Raw genomic sequence first — 21,176 nt, 5'->3', positions numbered from 1 at the left:
TTTGCTGTATTGACCGCAAAAGGTGTTCCGGTCAAGATACGGGCGGTTTTGCGCTCGCCGTAGGCTGATTGTTGGTTTCAAGAGCACCTCTAAAGACAGGGCACAGGGTTAAGCCTGTAGGAGCCTGCCATTTTTTGAGCGAAGTTTACACGTCCTTGGGGTGGATGACTTGTTAGTCACACCTGACAGGCGGTCGCACAGGAAATATTTGGCACGCGTCATTCTTTATATAAGAAGGGCACTGCAACGATCTTTGGAGGTGCCGTAGGGTCTGTTGACGTTTCGTTGTGGCCGCAACGCGTGTCAAATTTCGCCAGGCTGCGTTACAGGGCTTGAGAAGGGAACAACCATTCCCTTCGCCCTGTGCCTTGCCTGGCAAAATCTGACCCAGCGCTGCAACTCACAACGAAACGTCAACAGACCCTCATGCTGATGAGCATCAACCGCCAGGTTCGCCTAGGCGACTTTCTTTTCACCGGAGAGTAACGAGGAATCCATGAAGGTTCTTGTAGCTGTCAAACGAGTGGTCGATTACAACGTTAAAGTACGCGTCAAAGCGGACAACTCCGGCGTTGACCTCGCCAACGTCAAGATGTCGATGAACCCCTTCTGCGAAATCGCTGTGGAAGAGGCCGTACGCCTGAAAGAGAAAGGTGTTGCGACTGAAATCGTCGTCGTCTCCATCGGCCCGACCACCGCTCAAGAGCAACTGCGCACCGCGCTGGCTCTGGGTGCCGACCGCGCCATTCTCGTCGAATCCGCCGAAGACCTGACCTCGCTGGCCGTGGCCAAGCTGCTCAAGGCTGTGGTTGACAAGGAGCAGCCTCAGTTGGTGATCCTGGGCAAACAGGCCATCGACAGCGACAACAACCAAACTGGCCAAATGCTGGCTGCACTGACCGGCTACGGTCAGGGCACCTTCGCTTCGAAAGTTGAAGTGGCGGGCGACAAGGTTGCTGTGACCCGTGAAGTCGACGGCGGCGCGCAAACTGTTTCGCTGAGCCTGCCGGCCATCGTCACCACCGACCTGCGTTTGAACGAGCCGCGTTATGCGTCTTTGCCAAACATCATGAAGGCCAAGAAGAAGCCGCTTGAAGTGCTGACGCCAGATGCGTTGGGCGTTTCGACTGCCTCGACCAACAAAACCCTGAAAGTTGAAGCGCCGGCTGCTCGCAGCGCAGGTATCAAGGTTAAGTCGGTGGCTGAACTGGTCGAGAAACTGAAAAACGAAGCGAAGGTAATCTAACAATGACTATCTTGGTAATCGCAGAACACGACGGCAAAACGCTGGCTCCTGCCACGCTGAACACCGTAGCCGCCGCTGCCAAAATCGGTGGCGACATCAACGTTCTGGTTGCTGGCCAGGGCATTGGCGCTGTGGCTGAAGCGGCCGCGAAAATAGCTGGTGTGGCTAAAGTGCTGGTGGCCGATAACGCCGCTTACGCGCACCAACTGCCAGAAAACGTTGCTCCGCTGGTCGCTGAGCTGGGTAAGGGTTACAGCCACGTCCTGGCTGCCGCCACCTCGAACGGCAAAAACATCCTGCCGCGCGTTGCTGCCCAGCTGGACGTTGACCAGATCTCCGAGATCATCTCGGTTGTTAGCGCTGACACCTTCACCCGCCCAATCTACGCCGGTAACGCCATTGCTACCGTGCAGTCGACTGCTCCGGTCAAAGTGATCACCGTGCGTGCTACCGGTTTCGACCCGGTTGCCGCTGAAGGTGGTTCGGCTGCAGTTGAAGCAGTTGCAGCGGTTCACGATGCAGGCACTTCGTCGTTCGTCGGCGAAGAACTGGCTAAGTCGGACCGTCCAGAACTGACCGCTGCTAAAATCGTCGTTTCCGGCGGTCGTGGTATGCAGAACGGTGACAACTTCAAGCACCTGTACGCACTGGCAGACAAGCTGGGCGCTGCTGTTGGCGCTTCCCGCGCGGCAGTCGACGCAGGTTTTGTACCGAACGACATGCAGGTCGGCCAGACCGGCAAAATCGTTGCACCACAACTGTACATCGCGGTCGGTATCTCCGGCGCGATTCAGCACTTGGCCGGTATGAAAGACTCCAAAGTGATCGTTGCGATCAACAAGGACGAAGAAGCTCCAATCTTCCAGGTAGCCGATTACGGTCTGGTAGCGGACTTGTTCGAAGCAGTCCCTGAGTTGGAGAAACTGGTTTAATCCAGTCGCTTCACTTATAAAGAGCCCGGTTCTCCGGGCTGTAAGGAAAGAGCGGGGCACTTAGTGTTCTGTTCATTCCTTACAGCCTGAATGACCGGGCTTTTTTACGCGTTTGAATTGAGTAGGCGGGGTATAGGGATATGGATGTGCGACAGGTAGGCAGGTTGTTATTAGGGTTGGCATTTTTGCCGTTGCTGTCAGAGGCGGCCGGGAAGTGCGAGCGCTTGATCGTTACCGGTAGCCCTGATGCACCTCCTTATCTATGGCGGGACCCGGCCGATCCGGCGCACTTGATCGGCGCCAGTGCTGACTTGCTGCGTCAGGCTGCCGAGGAACTCGGTATCAAGGTTGACGTGCTGTATGCCGGCAAACGCTCCCAGGCGCAGGACGAAGTGCGTACCGGACGTATGGACATGCTGTTGGATGCGCCGCTGACATTGGCCGGGCTGGCCTCGCTGGACTATATCCACCCGCCGTTGGTGCGCAACGACTACCTAGTATGGACGCGCAAGGATTCGACGTTGAGCTACGAAACACCCGCCGATTTGCACGGGCATGTGGGGGCGCTCTCGGAAAAGGCCCGCTTGACCGAACCCTTTGATGCGTTTGCTCAGCACCAGCTAACCCTCAAGCCCCAGCCCAGCTTGACTCAAGCGCTACAGAAACTGTTGCTGGGGCAGGTCGAATACGTTTTGGCCGGGCGTTATGCCGGGATGGCCACCGCTCAAACCCTGGGCATCGCCGATGATTTGCGCGCACATCCCCAGCCTATTGATCAGCCAGGGCTATTTCTGGCGATCTCCCATGACTCGGCCTGTAATGAGCCGTGGTTGCGCGGACAGCTCGCCAAAAAGATGACAGAATTGCCCGCCTCCGGCCTAGCCGAGGCGGCATTACAACGCAATCTGGAGCGGTGGAAGACTCAACTGCAACAACCGCTCAGCGCCCCAAAACAGTAGGAATTTTTAGTGACCATTCGACCTCTTTTCACAGCCCTGGCTGTTCTGGCTCTGGCGGGTTGTGCAACCGACCCTGCGCCGAATGAACAATTACGTTTGACTGAACGGGCCTTGGACCAGGCCAAGGCTGTAGGCGCGAATGCCGACGACATGCCTGAACTCAAACAAGCCGAAAACAAGCTGGCCCGCGCTCAGGCCGACATGGTTGAAGAGTCCTACAAAGATGCCCGCATACAGGCTGAGCAAGCCGAGCTAGATGCGCGCTTGGCCGAAGCCCGCGTACTGACACAAAAAAGCCAGGAACAATTGAACGTGCTCAATACCCGCATTACCCGTTTGCGCAAACAACTGGCGGAGGCCCAATGAGCCTCAAGTCCAGCGTTTTCAGCAGTGCGGTACTGCTCGGTAGTATCAGCCTGGCCGGTTGCGTAGGGCATCACGCCAACGAACTAGCCATGCAGCAAGCCAATAGCGACTTTCAGGCGGTCAAAGAAGACAGCAATGTGCTGCGCATCGCCCCCAAGGACGTGATTCGCGCCGGTGAGTCGTTGGCCCGCGCCGATCGACTGTCCAGCTACTGGGGCAGTGGTCAAGACGTGGAGCATTACGCTTATCTAAGCCAGCGCTACAGCGAAATTGCCCGCGAACACACTCAGAAAGTGCTCAACGAAGAACGCGCTGCAAAGCTCGATCTGGAGCGTCAGCGTCTGCAACTGGCCTTACGCGAAGCCAAATTGTTGAGCGTTCAACAGCAAGGCAAATGGCTGGAAGAACAAATCATCAGCCTAGCGACTACGCAGACTGACCGTGGTTTGGTCATGACCTTGGGCGACGTGTTGTTTGATACCGGCGAAGCGGACCTGAAAAACTCGGCTAACCGCACAGTCCTCAAACTGGTGCAGTTTCTGCAATTGAACCCCAAGCGGATCGTGCGGATCGAGGGCTACACCGACAACACGGGCGGCACCGAAGACAACCTCGCGCTGTCGCTGACGCGTGCTCAGACCGTGGCGGACATGCTGGCTGACCTGGGAATCGACGAAAAACGCATTCAAGTGGCCGGTTACGGCGATCAGTACCCTGTTGATGTCAACGCCACCGAGCGGGGCAGGGCGCAGAATCGCCGGGTAGAAATCGTGTTCTCCGACGAAAAAGGCCGACTGGGCGCTGCTCGCTAAGCCCAACACCGTCTAGGAGCGAGCTTGCCGCTCACCCATACAGTTAACCCGGCCTCTGCACTGTACGGCTCAGAAGAGTGGTAACTGTGCCCGTACACTTCTAAACTGTTCCGGTATTGTTCATCACAAAAATGCTTCATATAAAAAAAATGCCTGAACATCGAGTGCCGCGCCATGACCAACCTTTTGCTTTATCAACGTATTGCTCAGCAACTGGCTGAGGATATTCGGCGCGGCGTGTATCAGCCGGGCGAGCGTGTTCCGTCGGTGCGCAAGATGAGCTCGCAACTCAATGTGAGCCACGCGACGGTGTTGCAGGCCTACGCCAACCTTGAAGACCAAGGTCTGATCCGGGCGCGGCCCCAGTCTGGCTATTATGTGCATCAGACCCCGGCCCTGACGGCTCCCACACCGGACATCGCCCGTGTTGAGCGCCCAGGGTTGGTCACCCGCAGCAGCATCATTCAACAGGTATTGGTCGAGTCGCGTCGCGAAGGCGTGTTTCCACTGGGCGCTGCGGTCCCCAGTGTCGATTACTTGCCGGTGCGTGCGTTGCATCAGCAATTGGCCAAGGTCACACGCTTCCACAGCCCGCGTGCTTTCAGTTACATGTTCAGCCCCGGTTTTGAACCATTGCGGCGTCAAGTTGCGATTCGCATGCGTGACGCCGGGGTGGTGGTCGACCCTTCGGAAGTGATCATTACCCACGGTTGTGTCGACGCCCTGCAAATGTCACTGCGGGTGCTGACACGCCCGGGAGACTTGATCGCAGCTGAATCGCCAGCGTATTACGGCCTTTTGCAATTGGCTGATCTGTTGGGGTTGAAAGTGATCGAGATCCCCAGCGATCCAGCCATCGGCATGAGCCTTGAAGCCCTGCAATTGGCGGCCAATCAATGGTCGATCAAGGCACTGGTGCTAACCACGCGCCTGAGCAATCCGCTGGGCGGCACCATGCCAGAAGAACGACAAAAACAACTGCTGCGCCTAGCTTCTGACTTCGATATCCAAGTGGTAGAAGACGATATCTATGGCGAGTTGATGTTTGAAGTGGGTCGTACTAAGGCTTTGAAAGCCTATGACCGTTTGGACCGGGTGATTTATTGCTCCAGCTTTTCCAAAACGCTGTCGCCGGGTGTGCGAATCGGCTGGATGATTGCCGGGAAATATCAGCAGGAGATCCAGCGCCTGCAAACGTTTACCACGCACTCAGCGTGCAGCGTGACGCAAATGGGCGTGGCGGCCTACCTTGAAAACGGTGGATACGACCGTCATTTACGTTACATCCGCCAGGAATACCGTAAGAATCTGAGCGCGTTTCAACTGGCGGTTCAGCAATATTTCCCAGAAGGCACACAAATGTCGCGCCCCAGTGGCGGTTTCATTTTGTGGGTCAGTTTGCCGGGCCGGGTCAATACCCAAGAGTTGCACGTACGCGCGTTGCAGCAAGGAATCAGCATCGCACCGGGGCTTATTTTCAGTAACACCGAGCAATTCAATCACTGCATCCGGTTGAACTGCGGTACGCCCTGGAACAAAGAGGCTGAGCGGGCCTTGATGACGTTAGGCATGCTTGCCAGCCAACTGTGCCAAGAAACGGCCAACCTCTATTGACGGGCTGAGCAATATGCATGATAGCCATTTGGTCATATTCGGCTTGTCTCAGCGTGCCTAAAGGGCGAGCATGTGCACTTGACCTATCAAGACTGTGGGAGTTATGAGAGCGAAATATTGTGTGGGTTTCATGTTGGTAGGCGTTTTAACTGCGTTTTTCGCGGTAGCGGCACCCGCAAATCAATCACAGTCCGAGACCGTTACGACGACGTCTCAAACCGCTCATACCCCAGCCAAACCTGCGGCCGCTGCAAAAAAAAAGCCGCCCTTAAAGCGCGCGCCGGTCGCCTCAAAATCCAAGTCAGCACATGAAGTCGCCCAAAAGCGTCTACCGGCCGCCAAGCTTGATTTGAGCCTGCCGCCCGATATGGTGCGGCAGTTGCGACCTCTGGGCACCATTCCCATGCCTCAGCACAAGCCGTTACTGCCCAATATGTTCGGCGAGAAGCCCGCCGAAGAAAGCCCTTTTCAGTTGAATGGGCGCTTGCTCAGCAATGAAATGGGCCTGCAATTGCGCAACGAAGCGCGGCAGAAGGAAATCGAAGGCGCGGCACTTGAGTTTGAATTCAAACAATAAGTGCCTCATCACTGAAATCGGACTTCTAAACTGACTGTTCAGTCACCGCATATTCTGCTGAATGGTCAATTTCAAACGCCCGTTCCAGCGAGTACTATCCCTTGTCATCAACGCACTTTGCCCCCAACGAGGAGCTAACGTCATGAACTGCCGTGAAGGCTGTGGCGCTTGCTGTATAGCCCCCTCCATTAGTACACCGATCCCTGGTATGCCTGATGGCAAACCTGCAGGGGAACGCTGCCTGCATCTGTCTGTCGATTACTTGTGTGGTTTGTTCGGCCAACCAGAGCGTCCCGCCGTGTGCGGCTCGTTCAAGGCTGACATCGAGGTATGCGGCAGCAGTCAGCAAGAGGCCATCAACCTGATTGGTTGGTGGGAAGAGGTGACGGCGGCTTAGTGCATTCGTGTTCAGAGAACAGACCTTTAACAATAAGGAATAAGACAATGGGTTCGTTACATCGAGTGGCAATGGCGTGTGGTTTGAGTGTTCTGCTGGTGGGCGTGGCCCATGCAGAAGATTGGCAAGTGGCAAAGGACGAAGGCGGTATCAAAGTCTCGTTGAGCGAAGTGGCGGGCTCCAAGTACAAGGCTTATCAGGGGGTGACGACCATCAAGGCCCCGCTGGCTAAAATCAAGGCACTGCAAGAAGACGTGGCGGGGGCGTGTGCCTGGATTCATGAATGCAAAGTGCAGAAGCTGCTCAAGCACGAAGGCGACAAGAGCTGGACTTACACCCAATTTAATACCCCGTGGCCTGTTACTCCCCGTGACTCGATTTTGCTGGTGACGTCGACCGTTGCGCCTGATGGCACCTTGACGCGGACCCTTGAAGGCTTGCCAACTTATGCCCCGGCAGAAAAAGGCTTCGTGCGGGTGGCTCAGGTTGAAGGCTTCTGGAAGCTGGTGCCTAAAGGCGACAACCTGACTGAAGTCACCTACCAAGTGCACACCGAGCCAGGCGGCAGCGTGCCTTCATTTGTCGCTAACAAGTTTGTGGTTGATGCACCGTTCAATACCCTCAAAGGGCTTAAAGAACGCGCCGAGAAGTAACCCGTAAATGGCGCTTTGCCTGGACAGCGCATCTGTCCAGGTGCCTAACCCTGTGTTGTTGCGTGTTATGAGTCGCCCTTTGTAAACGTTAAATTTTATATTCCCCCTTGGCAGAGAATATCCGACAGGTCTACTCTGCTCCCAGACCAGCGAAGTAATCGACTGGCTCTGATCTTGTTCGCTACATGCTTATTTCTCTCGGCCACGGCACGTTCACTGCGGTACCGAGAGCGCTGAATGTCTATCCATTGCGAGGAGGACGTTTCATGAGCACAGCCCATCAAGAAGACCTCAGCAGCTATGTGCTGCGCCGCATGAAAGAAGGCGGTTTTGACTTTGCACGTATCCATCCCATTGAGTTTTACGCGATCTTCCCGGATGAGGAGCGGGCACGCAGGGCAGCAGGTAAGTTTTGTGGTGAGTCGCTGAATGCCCAGATCAACGTGCGTGATGACGGTGCCTGGCATCTGGAGTTGAGCAAAGTGATGTACGCCACTTATGGCGGCATTGGTGATTTTGAGCAGGACTTCGAAGCGGTCGTCGTACCGCTGGGTGGGGTTATCGAGGGTTGGGGTGTTAAGCAGGAGGTGCGTGGCCTGCTGAACTGACTTCCATCAACGCAACGTACGGCTAGCCTTGGGGCTGGCCGTTTTGTTTTTTGTGCCAGGTTTTTTGCTGCTACTGGGTATGCGTCCGGCCACGTCATCTATTCAGCCCGACGTTTCGATTGCCAGCATCGCACACCGCTATAACCTCATTCACAAGTGGATTCGGCTGCAAGTGCACAAAACACAGCACAGCACTCTGCGTCTATTCCATTACCCGTGCCTTTTGCCGGTCAATGCCCCGCTCATCATTAACGTCTATCTGCGTTGAAACACGGCTCCTGCGCGGCGACGTTGATCGTCCCGCGTGGCCTCGTGCCTGAAGGCTCGCTATGAGCAGAGCACCAGATCCGGCCTCGGGCGCTTACAAAATTTGGACTCCTACCGATCAATTCGCGAGAAATTTTTCCAAAACAGGTATCAGCCACTCTGGTCGATCTTCTTGGGGTGAGTGATTGGCGAATGGAACATTCAAAAGCCTTGCGTTTGGCACCCGATCAGCGAGTTCAACGGCATTCGTGCGCGAGACAAGCATGTCTTCGTCGCCCCTGACCACCAGCAAATCGGCGGTGATGTTGCGCACAGTTTCGTTCGGGTAGCCATCCGCGTCTGAATCGAGCCACAGCGCCCGCAGTGCCACTGCCAATCGCTCAAAATCGGGTGCGGGATTCATGGCCTGATAACTCTCGTAGCTATCCGGGAACATCTCGCGCCAGCTCTCGGCTGTTACCTCGGCATACATGCCGCGCGTTGGGTCGTCTGCATTCAATGCCCAGTGCGCGCCAATCGCTACCACCTTGTCTATAGGGAGAGTGTTGGCGGCGGCAATCCGCAGTGCAGCGATCCCTCCATCGCTATGGCCGATGATGCTGAAATGTTCAAGTCCTAGGTGCCTGACCACTGCTTCCACATCTTGCTGGATACGCTTATAGCTCAGTCGTGATGGACCCAGTGTGGATTTTCCTTGGCCCCGGCTGTCGATGCCGATCAACCTGTAGTTTTGGCCCAAATGGGAGGTGATGGAATTAAATGTCTCAATGTCACCAAACCCACCGTGGAGAAATACTAAGACAGGGCCTTCCTTGTTGCCTTGCTGTTCAACGTAGAGGCTCGCGTGGTCTATCTCAAGATGCTGGCCGTCCTGGTGATTGAACGTCGTCATGTGCTTTTCCCTTTGTTGGATCGCCGCCCGGCGTGCAGGCTTCAGTTCACTGCCCAACATGATCGCATTTGCGATGACAAATGGGTGTGCTGGCTTACTGGGCTCTAGGATCAGAGGGGCGTATTGACCAGACGCTTACGCTACTGGGGGTCACTTTGCGCTTGGCCATGTGCTGCAAGTAGCTGATCAACTGATCCAGCTCAGGATCAGGCAGCACGCTGGGTGCAAAGCCGGGCATGCGCGCTTGCGGCCATTGGCGCAAGCTCTGCGGGTCGCGAATGTAGCGTTTGAGAAAGTCGGCGCCAAAGTATTCCGTCGGATTGTAAGGGATGTTCAGGTCCGGACCGAACTGCGCATCACCCGCGCCATTTAGGCGGTGGCACGCCAGGCAGTTTTTCTGAAACAGCGCGAAGCCCTGATTGATCGGTGAATTGAGCGCCAGCGCCGGATCGGGTAACAAGGCCGGGAAACGCTGAGCCACCGGGGACAGGCGTTTCAGAGTGGCCAGTGCAAAAGGCCATTGTTCGGGGCTGATATGCCCCGCTAGAGGGTTGGTCCACACCAGATAAAACGGCCCTGCGGTGCGCTTGCCTGCGCCTAGAGGTGGCCATGGGTGAGCGGGGTCTTCAATCGCCAGCCAGGCTTTAGCGCCGGTTTGACTCAAGAGTGGAGCGGCCGCCAGCTCAGCCGCGAAGCCGTCTAGGGCGACCGCTTGCAGGTGGTCGCCGGGCCTAATGCCTTCAAGCAAAGCAGCTAACGGAACAGCGCGGTAGGTCATGTTCCGTTTGTAAGACACGTCGTCAACGATGTGCAGTGTTTGCGCCGCTGGGTGTTGCAACAGCTCGGCGGTTTGCCATGTCCGTGTGCCGCTGCCCAAATCGAGGGCGAGTTGGGCAGCACACACTGGCAGGCTGAATAAGGCGATGATGAAGAGCGTCAGTAATTTCAAAGGGTTTGCTGTTATGGGTTGTCGGTAGTCCGGGTGCGACGACTCGAACGGCAAGGCGTCACCTTAGCCGATAACCTTGGTCAGATTCGGCAAAATCAACAGCAAAGTGGTAGCGAGCACAATGAGCCCGGCCTGACGGATTTTCGTATGTTTAAACATGGCGACCTGCCTTTTGTTGTTATTCCTGAACACTAATGCTCCACGGTAGGGGCGCACATCCTTAAAAAGCGTCTTGCCCGTTTACAGACTTAACCTTAGAGGCCTCATAACACATGGCTTAGAACCCTTTTACATCATCCAAGTGCATTATGTTTCTAAAACGCTATTAGCTTTTATAAGCGTGCCCTGTCAGCCCGTAGCTAGACGCAATCGACACTAGGAAGTCGGAGATTATTAGTACCCTACCGTTCGTCAGGGAGCATTATTCCGGCGCCAAATGCCCGACGAAGTCGGGTGTCTAAGTTTTCAGTACGCTCAGTAGTGTTCAGTGCTTGCCATTAATTACTGTTTCAGGGCAGGCTCTAGCCCGTTGTTACTTTCGTCTTTATCGTGCCAGGTATTTTTATGTCGCTACGTATCTGCATTCTGGAAACTGACATCCTGCGTCCAGAGTTTATTGATCAATACCAGGGCTACGGGCAGATGTTCAAGCGCCTGTTCTCCCAGCAGCCTATCCCCGCTGAGTTCAAAATCTTCAATGTGATGAACGGTGAATACCCATCCGATGATGAAGTGTTTGATGCCTACTTGGTGACCGGCAGCAAGGCAGACTCGTTCGGCACCGATCCTTGGATCGAAACCTTGAAAGCCTACTTGCTGACCCGCTACGAGCGTGGCGACAAGTTGCTCGGCGTGTGCTTCGGTCACCAACTGCTGGCGCTGCTATTGGGCGGCAAGAGTGAGCGGGCGACACAGGGCTGGGGTGTAGGCACCCATCAATACAAATTGGCGGCCAAAGCACCGTGGATGAGCCCGGTGGTAGAAGACCTTACGCTTTTGATCAGCCATCAGGACCAAGTAACGGCCTTGCCGGAAAACGCGACAGTGGTCGCCTCCAGCGAATTCTGCCCATTCGCGGCTTACCACATCAATGATCAGGTGCTGTGCTTCCAGGGGCACCCAGAGTTCATTCACGACTACTCACGGGCGTTGCTTGATTTGCGCCAGGAGCAACTGGGGCATCCTATATACAGCAGCGGCATCGCCAGCCTAGAACACGATCATCACGGCCGCACCGTTGCCGAGTGGATGATGCGTTTTGTCTCAAACAAACCCAACGTCGAATCGGTGTAAAAGAAGGTTGTTTGGCGCGAGCTTGCTCGCGATCTTTTGATCTTAAAAAGACCGCGAGGCACGCTCGTGCCTTACGTCAAACGGGGCCTCTACAACCAGCCAGACCGCTTAAAGCTCGCCCACAACCCCGTCACGCCCACCGCAATAAAGCTCAGCACACCGAAATAGCCGTAATGCCAAGTCAGTTCTGGCATGTTCTGGAAGTTCATCCCATAAATACCCGCCACCGCTGTAGGGAACGCCAGAATGGCCGCCCAGGCGGCGAACTTGCGCTGCACAATGCTTTGGCGTGACGACTCCAGCAGCACAACAATCTCAATCGTCTGGCTGGCGATGTCGCGCAAAGTGGTCAGGTCTTCCATTTGCCGAGTGACGTGAATTTGCACATCCCGAAAATATGGGCGCATGTTCTTGTCGATAAAAGGGAAGGAGAGGCGCTGCAATTCTTCGCTAATTTCGACCATGGGCGCCACGTAGCGACGTAATCGCAGCACATCGCGGCGTAATTCATGCAGTTGAATGATGTCCGCTTCATTCAATGCATTGCCCATGATGCTGCGTTCGAGTTGCTCGATTTCGGCATGAATGGCGACGCTGACGGGTTGATAACTCTCGGTTACGAAGTCCAGCAGGGCATACAGCACGAAGTCTTCGCCGTGCTCCAGCAGCAGTGGCCGGGCCTCGCAGCGTTGGCGCACGGCTCGGTACGAAGCAGAGTGGCCATTGCGGCTGGTGATGATGTAACCGTTACCCGCAAAGATATGGGTCTCAACGAACTCTAATTTGCCTTCATGGCGAATCGGCGAGTAGATGACGATAAACAACGCATCACCAAAGGTCTCAAGCTTTGGCCGGCTGTGTTGTTCAAGGGCGTCTTCGATAGCCAGTTCATGTAGATGGAACTGGCGCTGCAAGTTGCTCAGTTCTTGTGCATCGGGTTGTTCCAGACCAATCCAGACGAAGTGGTTGGGCTTTTCAGCCCAGGCACTGCCTTCGTCCAGAGTGATATTGGAGATTTTTTTGCCTTCGCTATAAACAGCAGCAGCAACAACTCTGCCCATAGTTCTAATCGCTTCTTCATCAAAGGGTTATGGCTCGAAGATGCAGCTTAGCGTGCATTCCACCACTTCGACGTTACAAACGTTCAGAGGTTCGGGTCAGAGCCAGTTGTCTTGTCCGCGGGAGGAGGCGCCAGACGCCGCTGTTGCTCCGCTAGCAACTCCCGGTCCATCGCCTCGATGCACTCGCGCATCTGTTCGCGGCATTGCTCCATCAACTGGGGCAAGTCATCCAGGGTTAAGCCGTCAGTGGGAATGGCAGGCAATGAGCGGATTTGAATATCTGCACTGTGCCAGCGGTTGAGCTTGAGATGCTGGCTGTAGGTACTGACGCACACCGGCACAATCGGCACCCCGGCAGTGATTGCCATATGGAATGCGCCCTTTTTGAAAGGCAGCAAGGTTTTGCCGAGGTTGCGCGTACCCTCCGGGAAGACCCAGATAGAGGTGTCTTTGTCTTGTAGGGTGCGGGTGGTGGTCAGCATCGATTGACGGGCTTTTTGCGCGTTGCTGCGATCAATCAACACATTCCCCGCGAGCCAGAACAACTGGCCGAACAGTGGCACCCACTTCAGGCTCTTCTTGCCGATACACACCGTGCGGCGAGGCACCACATTACCGAACACAAACAGGTCGTAATTGGACTGATGGTTGGCCACGACCACACAGCTCTGAGGCTTGTCCATCAAAGGCCCGACTTCAGTCTTGAGCTTATAGCCCAAGATCCATTTCGCGGGCCAGGCATAGAGCCGGGCGCACAATCGGCTGTTGTCCGGATTGAAGGGCCGGCACATGCCCAGCAGCACGCCGAGCACGCCCGCAGCGACAAAATGCAGACTCATCAACACCATGCGAAACGAAAGTAGCATTTACAGATACGCCAGAACAAAAGGTGGCGCAGTGTACGGATGTGCACTGTATTCGGCAATTACCCCGATACACGCAGGAGATTACTGATGTTTAAGCATATGTTTCGAATAGGGCTGAGAGCTACGGCACAGAGGTGTAGGCGAGATCACAACGTGGGCGTGCCAAAAGAGTGCCCCGGCCGCAGACAGTAACCGGGGCAGACAAATTCATACGGCGTGGTGTTGATCCAACTCGATTGCCTTGTCCAGCGTCTCCAGCAACTCTTTGCGCACTTTGAGTTTGGTGTTCTTGTGCGCCTTCATATTGATCTTCTTCAACTGGCGGGCCACTTCCAAGGCTTTCGCCTGCAACTCTTCGGGTTTGACCACTAGATCGAGGAAGCCTGCGTCTAGCGCAGTGTGCGGGTTAAACATCTCACCGTTGATCACCGAGCGATGGAAAGCCGATTTGCGCAACCGGTCGCGGGCCAGCTCAATCCCGGCGTGGTGCATCGTCATGCCAATTTGCACTTCATTAAGACCAATACTGAATGGGCCTTCGACGCCGATGCTGTAATCCGCTGACAACAGCAGAAATGCCCCCTTGGCGACTGCATGGCCAGGGCAGGCAATTACGACAGGAAAAGGATGCGCCAACAGGCGACGAGCCAGCGTCGACCCTTTAGTGACCAGATCAATTGCTTGCTCGGGACCTGCCGTCATCACCTTCAAGTCATAACCGCCCGACAGAATGCCCGGCTGCCCGGTAATAATCACCACCGCCCGATCCTGTTCCGCCTGATCCAGCGCTGCATTAAAGGCAGCAATCACATCCGGGGAAATAGCATTTACCTTGCCATTGTTCAGGGTCAGCGTAGCGATACCGTCTTCTAGGTGATAAGCAATCAAGTCACTCATGGCGCAATTCCTTGTATTGAAGTGAGGCAGACGTTACCCAGCCCCACGTCGCAGGTAAAGCGCGGAGACTGACTGATGAGTCAGACAAATGCCCCGCGCCTTCTATATAGACGCCAGCGTGCCTGAGGGTTGCCGTATAGGCGTCGGAGTGCCAAGGCTGGAAAATGGCAGATATACCCCCTTAAGTTGTGGCGTAAAAACGCCGAACCCCGTAACCGCATGAAAATTCTGAAAAAAACATTTGTCATATCGAAAGCTTTCGACTACATTAGCGCGCCTCGACAGACAGAACATGTTTGAAGAGATACGGTGAAGTGTCCGAGTGGCTTAAGGAGCACGCCTGGAAAGTGTGTATACAAGAAATTGTATCGAGAGTTCGAATCTCTCCTTCACCGCCACATTAAGTAAACACAAACCCCTGATTTTCCTAGAGAAAGTCGGGGGTTTGTGGTTTCTGGCGTGTGGAAAAAGGGTGATATGGGAACAAAATGGGAACATGCGTACAGTCATGGGGTCTTTCTAGACTGGGTAAGTGGACCTTTACATGAGCGCCGATTCGGTAAAATGGGCTGTTTTGACCAAGTGCACTCTTTTTTTATTTGGCGTATAGGTTGTGTGAGCAATTACGATTGACGACATGCTATAGGAGATGGAAATGGCCTTAGGAAAATGCTTGCTGACAGGTGCCAATGGCACTTTTGTAAAATCCCATTTAATCCCGCAGGCCTTGTCCGCACCGGTGTTTCCGGGGGCATATTTTGTGTCAGCGGGAAACCGTGTCCGCCCAACACGGAGTTTCACGAGCTGGTATGACCCGAAAATCGTTACCCGTAAAGGTGAGGACGTCTTAGCAGACCTAGATAGTTATGCGATAACCGTATTGCGAATGCACAAGCTAGTGTGGAGCAGTTGGGGAGAGGCTCCGTGCCTTGAGCCAAGTCTGCACCGTATATTCAGTGGAGCTAAAGGGTACAGAAGAGTTTCATTTGAAAATCAAGATAAAATCCGCCTTTTCTTCCTATCTCTTCTATGGCGTTGGGCGGTTTCAACGCTACCGGTAGCAGCAGAAATTAATCTCTCTCTCGCTCAGCAACATCAACTGCGAGACATGATTCTCGCATCAGACTCGGGCGACCCTATGCTCTTCTCTGTAGAGCTTGTTCAGTTATCGACTATCGGGGAACGACAAAATATGAGTCCGATTACGTCGGTAAAAATCATTGAAGATTTAGATTCCAATATAAAAAAACAGTGCCTTTTTATAGATTCTACTTTGACGGGCTGGTCATACATATTGGTATGCCCTCTGAAGTTGTTCCGAAGACCGGACTTGTTTTAGGTGTGGCAACACAGATCGATGTACTTACAATACCTTATGAAGACTCTTTCCAAAAAATTAATCTTCATCACTTGAAACAAGACATCAATCACGAGTTTCCACGCGAATTTAAGAGGTTTATTGTTCCATAGTCAGGATTTTCTCGTGCTTACCGGCAGTTAGTACTAATGAGCCTCAGATCTCAATTTTTAGGCTGAATCTTCAGAGCAACCTCCAACATCCCCACCACATCCGGCCCGTCCTCATTAATCCAAGTCCCATAATGCTGCCGGATCATATTCCCATTCGTATGCCCCATCTGCTCAGCAATCCAGTCTATCGAGACAACCCCTGTAGTCAGCAATTGACTCGCATAGGTGTGCCGGCACTGCCCCGGTCCGCGATACCTCACTCCAGCAGCCAGTAAATGAGCTTTAAAGAACCGATCACGCACGACAAAGTCATTGGCGTGTGGCAAGCCGCTTTTGCTGTTTAAGAAGACGAAGTGCAATGTGTGCTTTCGCACTGTTTTGTTGTCCCGCTCAACGATATCGACCGTTTCCGGATTCTTCTTATTCATTATGTCGATTTTGCGCAGTGCATCCCATGCAGGCTCTAACAATCTAACCTTGCGCGTCGAACGCCGTGTTTTCGTCACCCGATAAGCCCCGCGCACCTTGGATCGGCGGAAGGTTACCATCCCTTGTTTTAAGTCGACATCCTCCCAAGCTAGAGCTATGGTTTCTGACACCCGTGGCCCCGCCCAAATCATGAACTGCACCATAAACAACTCTTGCGTTCGCTCGGACGGCGTTTCAAGGATCTGCCTTATTTCCGCCCTGGTGAATGGGTCTGGTGCTTCTGGATCGGGCAGACGTACAAATAACCCTTCTGTTGGGTCATGCGCGACCTTCATACGAGTGCGGTAGAGCCTGAACACTTGGCGCACATTGCTGACGATGTCGCGGATGGTTTTGTTACTGAGTCTTTTTGACAGTGTGTCCTGCACCCACTCTTGCAAGTCGATGTGATCAATCTGCTCAATTTGGACTTTTCCCCAGCGCGGCCGTACATGCACTTCTGCCTTGTTGCTGTAGCCGCGATAAGAGGTTGCGGCAACACTGTTGCTTTTGATCTTCAGCCAAAGGTCCAGGTAATGACCAAACGTGTTTTCGACCAGTCTGGCTGAAAGGGGGAAGTGCCTGCTGTAGTTGAACGTTCCGGTTTGTATTTCGTATTCGATGATGTTCACAAGGCGGTGTGCATGCTCACGATTGGCCGCTGTATTGCCACCGGATATTCGCTCCCGGCACAACTCTCCATTAAAACGAAAATACACCCGCACCGAATTGCCACGGGCCTCTACACCATCAGCCATGTTTATTCCCGCACCCTGTCTTGAATAACTGCCCAGCGCGTGAAAACAGGAAAGGCCCGTTACTTGGCCTTTCCGTGCTGCGCGTGTTTGCGGGGTGAGTCTTAACCAATCAACTCTGCCGAAGTAACCAGAACAACCCAGCACTTTTTCTAGGGAGTACTACACCTAATTGTGCTTCCTCCGCTCGGCGCTGCTGATTAAGTGCCTGACGCTTCTTACTGCACTTCTGATGATTGCCATGCGAACGCGACTTGCCGCACACATCACACATCCCCGTCAGCTCCAGATTCCACGGAAAAGCCTTACCGTTGTTCATGGCCATTCCCCAATTGCTCACTAAACACATCACAGTCGGCGATCAGGTCTTTAACGTGTTCACGCAAATTTGTATTGATCTGCTCCAGGTCATCAATGCGGGTACTCAATTGCTGAATGAGCAGGCTTTGCCGCTCGACCAAATCAGTATTAATAAAAGAGCGTTCAAGGCGGATGGTGATTTCCGAGTTCATGCTCCGATGACGTTCGCTGGCCAAGGCCTCAATTCGCGAGCGCATCCCGTCAGGCATTCGCAGTACAAATTTCTCGGCGGTGCGAGAGTCATAACGGTTCGTGGTAGCCTTTACGGTGCTGCCTTGAGGTTGACTCACTTGCATGGTGCTTCTCCTTTGGGGTGGTCGGCGTCGAGGGGTTGCAGCCCCTTGGCGCCACTTCTTTTTCGGTCGTTTCGGTTTCACATCTGCCTTACGGCCCAGTCCTTTTTTAGTTGTGACCAAATGGCGTCGCCGTCCTCGACATATTCATGCACCTCCATTTCCGGGCGCTGATCCATGCGCAACAGGGCTAAGCAGTCTTTGAACAAACTCGTATCCAGTGCGCGCAGATCGGTCAGCGGAAAGGGGAATGCATGGCCGTTGTAGAGGCTCAGCAGAAAGCACCCGACAATGCGGCTTTGCCCCGTCTTACGTTGGGCTACAGGTAACAGTCGATGAAGGGCAGCTAAGCCCGCATCTTTTATCGCCGGGCGTCCCCGTTCTTCGATTGCGAGTCGAGCCGCAACGGCCTCAATGACGGAAGAGTTTTGGGGGTGTGCTTGCATGGTGTCGTTCCTCTGAGTACAGCGGTTTAAGCGCTCTGGAACACCCAGCAGCGCACAGATTTTGGTTTCTCACGTAAAGGGTTTGCCGCCGCTTGCGCCGCGTGAATCACGCTGTAAGTGGATTTGTTGGCATCCAGTAATTTGCGACTACGGGAGTTTTCCAGTAGCGGTCGCAACACCTTCAAATCAGCCACCGTCTGGTGGTGCTCTCGGGCCAACTTGACGAACCCGTTCAGATGGATCGCGATCACTTTCGGATCGGCGCTGTGGTTCACCTGCTGGCCTTCGCCCAGGCTTTCCAGGTACTCGTAAACCTCCCAGAACTCGGCCACCAACGGGTGATCGGCACTGATTGCCGATTGACGCTCAAGCGCCATCACCGTGAGTTGCTGTTGAGTGCTGGCTAATTGGTTTTCATCCAGCGGGCAGACCAGCCGCAGGCAATCGAGCAGGGCCAACATCTGGCTGTGATTTTTGATAATCCGCTCGACGCGGATGTCCTTGAGCTTGCGTAGACGCTCCTCGTGGACAACCACACGCTCGGCAAACGTGGTCATCACCTGTGGCTCTGCCCGCACCGCCTTGAGCAAGAAGTAACTCAACTGCTCAACCTGGATCTGGTTCAAGTTATCAGCGGCAATACGGCTCTCTGTCGTCACCGAAGGGCGCGCAAAATGCAGTTTGACGATACGCGTCAGGATCGCTTCGGACGCGCTCACAGCGGCGTTCTGGCTGATGGCGATGGTGGCGCGAAACGGAGGTTCATAGGTTTCGTTGCCGCTGGTCTTCATGCCTTTAGTGCCCAAGGTCCCGCCGCCGAAAAACTCCTTCAACTCGTCCCAGTCGAACCCCTTGGCATGCAGCTTGTCCGGCTCATTACGGTCACCTTCGATCAACACCACCGGCATGTTGGACACTTGCCCCATGGCGCGTTGGCGTCCAGCGCGGGTGGATTTCGAAGGGTCGAAACCTTCCTTCTCTTGGCCCAACAACTTCCACAAAAAAGTCAGCAGTGTGGTTTTCCCGGCGCCGGCTTCGCCGGTGGCCTCCAGAAACGGAAACGACTTGTACTGCGCCCGGATCTGCTCGGCGAACAGCGAGCCAAACCAAAAGGTCAGCGCGACCACACCATTGGCGCCGAAGCACGTCCACAGCATCGGTAACCAGTCTTCGCGATACTCCTTGGCGTCACGCTGGATGTGCATCGGGTTGGACTTTTGCAGCGTCTTCAAACGCAGCTTGCCGAACTCAAAATAGTCCTCTTTATTGACCTCACTGAGCACGCCACCGCGCACCGCAATGTCGCCAAACACATAACTGCCGTGTTGCTTGCTGTAGCCGATAAAGTCGATGGTCTCGACCGTTTTCAGCCCAAACAGCTGATCTTTCATGATCTTGTCGAGGTGCTGGCCACTGCCGGTAAACACCGCACCGGCGGCCATGCCCAACAGCCGTTTTTTAAACTCGCTGGCCGCTGCCACCTGACTGCCGGTGAACGTATTTTTGACGCTGCTACCGTCATGCGGGAAGTCGATGCGGAAGTAATACCAGGACTCATCCGTCACTTCATTACGCTGGAAATACAGCGCCTGCGGATAGCAGTTAGCAATCTCAACAACGCCGCCGCACTGGCGCAGGGCTTTGTCGCGGCGCTGTCTATCGGTAAGTACCTGGTCCTCCTGACGCTCAGACGCATCAAGGGTCTGCATGGCCTTATCGAACTTCAACAAATCCATCTTGAACCAATACAAACGGCTGTCGAACCCGAAGTGAAACTCGTGCCGCTCGCGCCACTCGTACATCAGTACGCCTTTTTCAGCAGCGCTTTCAGCGATCAACAGAGCACCGTGATAACGGGCAGCTTTCAGGTCTTGGGCAACGCGCTCAGCGCGTTTATCAAGGTTATCAATCACCCCCCAACGTTGATGCAGATCGTTCCAGTCCAGCTTGCGGTTGTCGGGCTGCGGGATCTGCGCCGCCTCGCACACATAGCCAAGGTCGCGCGCCATCCGCACCCAGCGCTTGGTGTAACGGTGTGCACCGGGCTCGTTGTCCAGTGCCCAAATCAGCTTGGGCAACTTGCCGCCACGTTGGCGTGACAACTCTTTTAATGAGGCATCCGGGAAGGCATTCGATGACATGGCCGAAACCGCCGCGATGTCGTGATGCGCCAACGCAATGGCATCGAAAATCCCTTCGACGATCCACAGCTCTTTCACCTCTAACAGCTCAACACACGGTGGGCACCACCACACCCCCTTGTAACTGTCTTGTCGTTTGAAGCGGGCTTTCATCTTGCCGAAGCGGTGAGGGCGGTCGATCAGGCGCTCCCAATAACCGCCTTTCTCCAAGGCAAAACGCACTGTCGCGCTTCCGGCGTTGTGCTGCGCCGAATAAAACGACTCTTGGGTAAACCAGCCCTGAATCAGCTCAAAACGAAAGCCGCGGGCAAACTCCAGATAGGCGCGGGCCGTTGCATTGGGATGCTGGTCGGTTGCCGGCGCGTGCTTGCTCCAGTCGTCAAACAAATCCTCATAAAGCTCTTTGACGTGCCAGCTTTGCGCGCACTTGCCTTCACGGCCACAAACGATCAGCCAAGGGTTCGCGTAGTGGGCATACAGCTCTTTCTTACCGCATGCCGGACACTTGCCGCCACGCATGTAATCGGTGTGTTGACGGCGTTTCAGGCCGTAATGCTGCTCCAACCGCTGAAGAACGTCGGTGCGCAGATCATGTTCCATATTCATTGGGAGTACTTCACTGCACTTAGGCTGTGTATGAGCGCGCCCAGCAGGCGCTTTTGAGCCGCCATCACCGGCATGGCACTGAGAATGGCGCCATGACGCAACCCTTCGGGAACCAGACGAAACTGATCGCCGTACCAGAGTTCGTTCAGCACCTGGCCGTAACGGGCTCGCAATTCCGCAAGCAGTACCTGCGCCTCTTGCTGAGTGAACTCGGCGCTGATTTCGACGGGCTGTTTCATGGTCCACCT

The 21,176-nt window shown here is 54.6% G+C and carries 23 protein-coding genes and 1 tRNA gene; 13 read left to right on the top strand and 11 right to left on the bottom strand.

The window, feature by feature from the left end; all coding sequences use genetic code 11:
- Positions 1-496: 496 nt before the first annotated feature.
- The 10 genes from B347_RS0118825 to B347_RS0118780 all read left to right on the top strand — a co-directional run bounded on the left by B347_RS0118825 (position 497) and on the right by B347_RS0118780 (position 8,164).
- Positions 497-1,246, top strand: a complete 750-nt coding sequence (locus tag B347_RS0118825) for an electron transfer flavoprotein subunit beta/FixA family protein (RefSeq protein WP_019411250.1) — start codon at positions 497-499, stop codon at positions 1,244-1,246.
- A 2-nt stretch (positions 1,247-1,248) separates the two neighbouring features.
- Entirely contained in the window at positions 1,249-2,178 is a 930-nt protein-coding gene (locus tag B347_RS0118820; protein WP_019411249.1) for an electron transfer flavoprotein subunit alpha/FixB family protein, read from the top strand.
- A gap of 140 nt (positions 2,179-2,318) precedes the next feature.
- Positions 2,319-3,137: a substrate-binding periplasmic protein gene (locus tag B347_RS0118815; RefSeq protein WP_019411248.1), complete on the top strand. Its 819-nt coding sequence runs from the start codon at positions 2,319-2,321 to the stop codon at positions 3,135-3,137.
- A gap of 9 nt (positions 3,138-3,146) precedes the next feature.
- The gene (locus B347_RS0118810; RefSeq protein ID WP_019411247.1) at positions 3,147-3,503 is read left to right on the top strand and encodes a DUF4398 domain-containing protein; all 357 of its coding nucleotides are present in this window, start codon (positions 3,147-3,149) and stop codon (positions 3,501-3,503) included.
- Positions 3,500-4,315, top strand: a complete 816-nt coding sequence (locus B347_RS0118805) for an OmpA family protein (protein WP_019411246.1) — start codon at positions 3,500-3,502, stop codon at positions 4,313-4,315. Before B347_RS0118810 ends, B347_RS0118805 begins: the two co-directional genes overlap by 4 nt.
- Positions 4,316-4,489: 174 nt before the next feature.
- Positions 4,490-5,929, top strand: a complete 1,440-nt coding sequence (locus tag B347_RS0118800) for a PLP-dependent aminotransferase family protein (RefSeq protein WP_019411245.1) — start codon at positions 4,490-4,492, stop codon at positions 5,927-5,929.
- A 103-nt stretch (positions 5,930-6,032) separates the two neighbouring features.
- Positions 6,033-6,506: a hypothetical protein gene (locus tag B347_RS0118795; RefSeq protein WP_026014284.1), complete on the top strand. Its 474-nt coding sequence runs from the start codon at positions 6,033-6,035 to the stop codon at positions 6,504-6,506.
- 142 nt (positions 6,507-6,648) lie between these two features.
- A complete protein-coding gene (locus B347_RS0118790; RefSeq protein WP_026014283.1) occupies positions 6,649-6,903 on the top strand; it encodes a YkgJ family cysteine cluster protein in 255 nt (84 codons plus the stop codon).
- 47 nt (positions 6,904-6,950) lie between these two features.
- Positions 6,951-7,556, top strand: coding sequence for an START domain-containing protein (locus tag B347_RS0118785; protein ID WP_019411242.1), 606 nt, complete (start codon positions 6,951-6,953; stop codon positions 7,554-7,556).
- Positions 7,557-7,822: 266 nt separating this feature from the next.
- The gene (locus tag B347_RS0118780; RefSeq protein ID WP_019411241.1) at positions 7,823-8,164 is read left to right on the top strand and encodes a ribonuclease E inhibitor RraB; all 342 of its coding nucleotides are present in this window, start codon (positions 7,823-7,825) and stop codon (positions 8,162-8,164) included.
- A 385-nt stretch (positions 8,165-8,549) separates the two neighbouring features.
- Here B347_RS0118780 and B347_RS0118770 read toward each other — a convergent pair whose 3' ends face one another.
- Positions 8,550-9,323 carry an alpha/beta fold hydrolase gene (locus tag B347_RS0118770; RefSeq protein WP_026014282.1) on the bottom strand — a complete coding sequence of 258 codons (774 nt, stop codon included), beginning with the start codon at positions 9,321-9,323 and terminating at the stop codon, positions 8,550-8,552.
- Positions 9,324-9,417: 94 nt separating this feature from the next.
- Positions 9,418-10,272, bottom strand: coding sequence for a c-type cytochrome (locus tag B347_RS25230; protein WP_019411238.1), 855 nt, complete (start codon positions 10,270-10,272; stop codon positions 9,418-9,420).
- A 564-nt stretch (positions 10,273-10,836) separates the two neighbouring features.
- Between B347_RS25230 and B347_RS0118755 the strand changes: the two genes are divergently transcribed.
- Positions 10,837-11,565, top strand: a complete 729-nt coding sequence (locus tag B347_RS0118755) for an amidotransferase (RefSeq protein WP_019411236.1) — start codon at positions 10,837-10,839, stop codon at positions 11,563-11,565.
- 89 nt (positions 11,566-11,654) lie between these two features.
- Here the strand turns inward: B347_RS0118755 and B347_RS0118750 are convergent, their stop codons facing one another.
- From B347_RS0118750 to B347_RS0118740, 3 genes are all read right to left on the bottom strand, one after another.
- On the bottom strand, positions 11,655-12,626 hold the full coding sequence (locus B347_RS0118750) for a magnesium and cobalt transport protein CorA (RefSeq protein WP_019411235.1): 972 nt from the start codon (positions 12,624-12,626) through the stop codon (positions 11,655-11,657).
- An 83-nt stretch (positions 12,627-12,709) separates the two neighbouring features.
- Positions 12,710-13,492, bottom strand: a complete 783-nt coding sequence (locus B347_RS0118745) for a lysophospholipid acyltransferase family protein (RefSeq protein ID WP_019411234.1) — start codon at positions 13,490-13,492, stop codon at positions 12,710-12,712.
- Between the two features lie 207 nt (positions 13,493-13,699).
- Positions 13,700-14,389 carry a crotonase/enoyl-CoA hydratase family protein gene (locus tag B347_RS0118740; RefSeq protein ID WP_019411233.1) on the bottom strand — a complete coding sequence of 230 codons (690 nt, stop codon included), beginning with the start codon at positions 14,387-14,389 and terminating at the stop codon, positions 13,700-13,702.
- Between the two features lie 308 nt (positions 14,390-14,697).
- Here B347_RS0118740 and B347_RS0118735 point away from each other — a divergent pair.
- Together B347_RS0118735 and B347_RS0118730 are read left to right on the top strand one after the other, a co-directional pair.
- A tRNA-Ser gene (locus tag B347_RS0118735) sits at positions 14,698-14,787 on the top strand.
- Positions 14,788-15,044: 257 nt separating this feature from the next.
- Entirely contained in the window at positions 15,045-15,728 is a 684-nt protein-coding gene (locus tag B347_RS0118730; protein ID WP_019411232.1) for a hypothetical protein, read from the top strand.
- A 181-nt stretch (positions 15,729-15,909) separates the two neighbouring features.
- On the opposite strand, the gene B347_RS0118725 is transcribed toward B347_RS0118730, so the two are convergent.
- From B347_RS0118725 to B347_RS0118700, 6 genes are all read right to left on the bottom strand, one after another.
- Entirely contained in the window at positions 15,910-17,085 is a 1,176-nt protein-coding gene (locus tag B347_RS0118725; protein ID WP_019411231.1) for an Arm DNA-binding domain-containing protein, read from the bottom strand.
- Between the two features lie 109 nt (positions 17,086-17,194).
- Entirely contained in the window at positions 17,195-17,401 is a 207-nt protein-coding gene (locus B347_RS26085; RefSeq protein ID WP_192812394.1) for a hypothetical protein, read from the bottom strand.
- A complete protein-coding gene (locus B347_RS27065) occupies positions 17,388-17,738 on the bottom strand; it encodes an Arc family DNA-binding protein (RefSeq protein WP_019411230.1) in 351 nt (116 codons plus the stop codon). Before B347_RS27065 ends, B347_RS26085 begins: the two co-directional genes overlap by 14 nt.
- Positions 17,739-17,815: 77 nt before the next feature.
- Positions 17,816-18,181: a DUF7673 family protein gene (locus tag B347_RS0118710; protein WP_019411229.1), complete on the bottom strand. Its 366-nt coding sequence runs from the start codon at positions 18,179-18,181 to the stop codon at positions 17,816-17,818.
- 26 nt (positions 18,182-18,207) lie between these two features.
- Complete coding sequence (locus tag B347_RS0118705; RefSeq protein ID WP_019411228.1) at positions 18,208-20,928, bottom strand: toprim domain-containing protein; 2,721 nt, start codon at positions 20,926-20,928, stop codon at positions 18,208-18,210.
- Complete coding sequence (locus B347_RS0118700; RefSeq protein ID WP_019411227.1) at positions 20,925-21,167, bottom strand: hypothetical protein; 243 nt, start codon at positions 21,165-21,167, stop codon at positions 20,925-20,927. Before B347_RS0118700 ends, B347_RS0118705 begins: the two co-directional genes overlap by 4 nt.
- Positions 21,168-21,176: the final 9 nt, after the last annotated feature.

The sequence above is a fragment of the Pseudomonas psychrophila HA-4 genome (assembly GCF_000282975.1).
Taxonomy (GTDB): Bacteria; Pseudomonadota; Gammaproteobacteria; order Pseudomonadales; family Pseudomonadaceae; genus Aquipseudomonas; species Aquipseudomonas psychrophila_A.
Note: the sequence above shows the minus strand (reverse complement) of the source record. Positions and strands in the feature narration are given on the sequence as shown.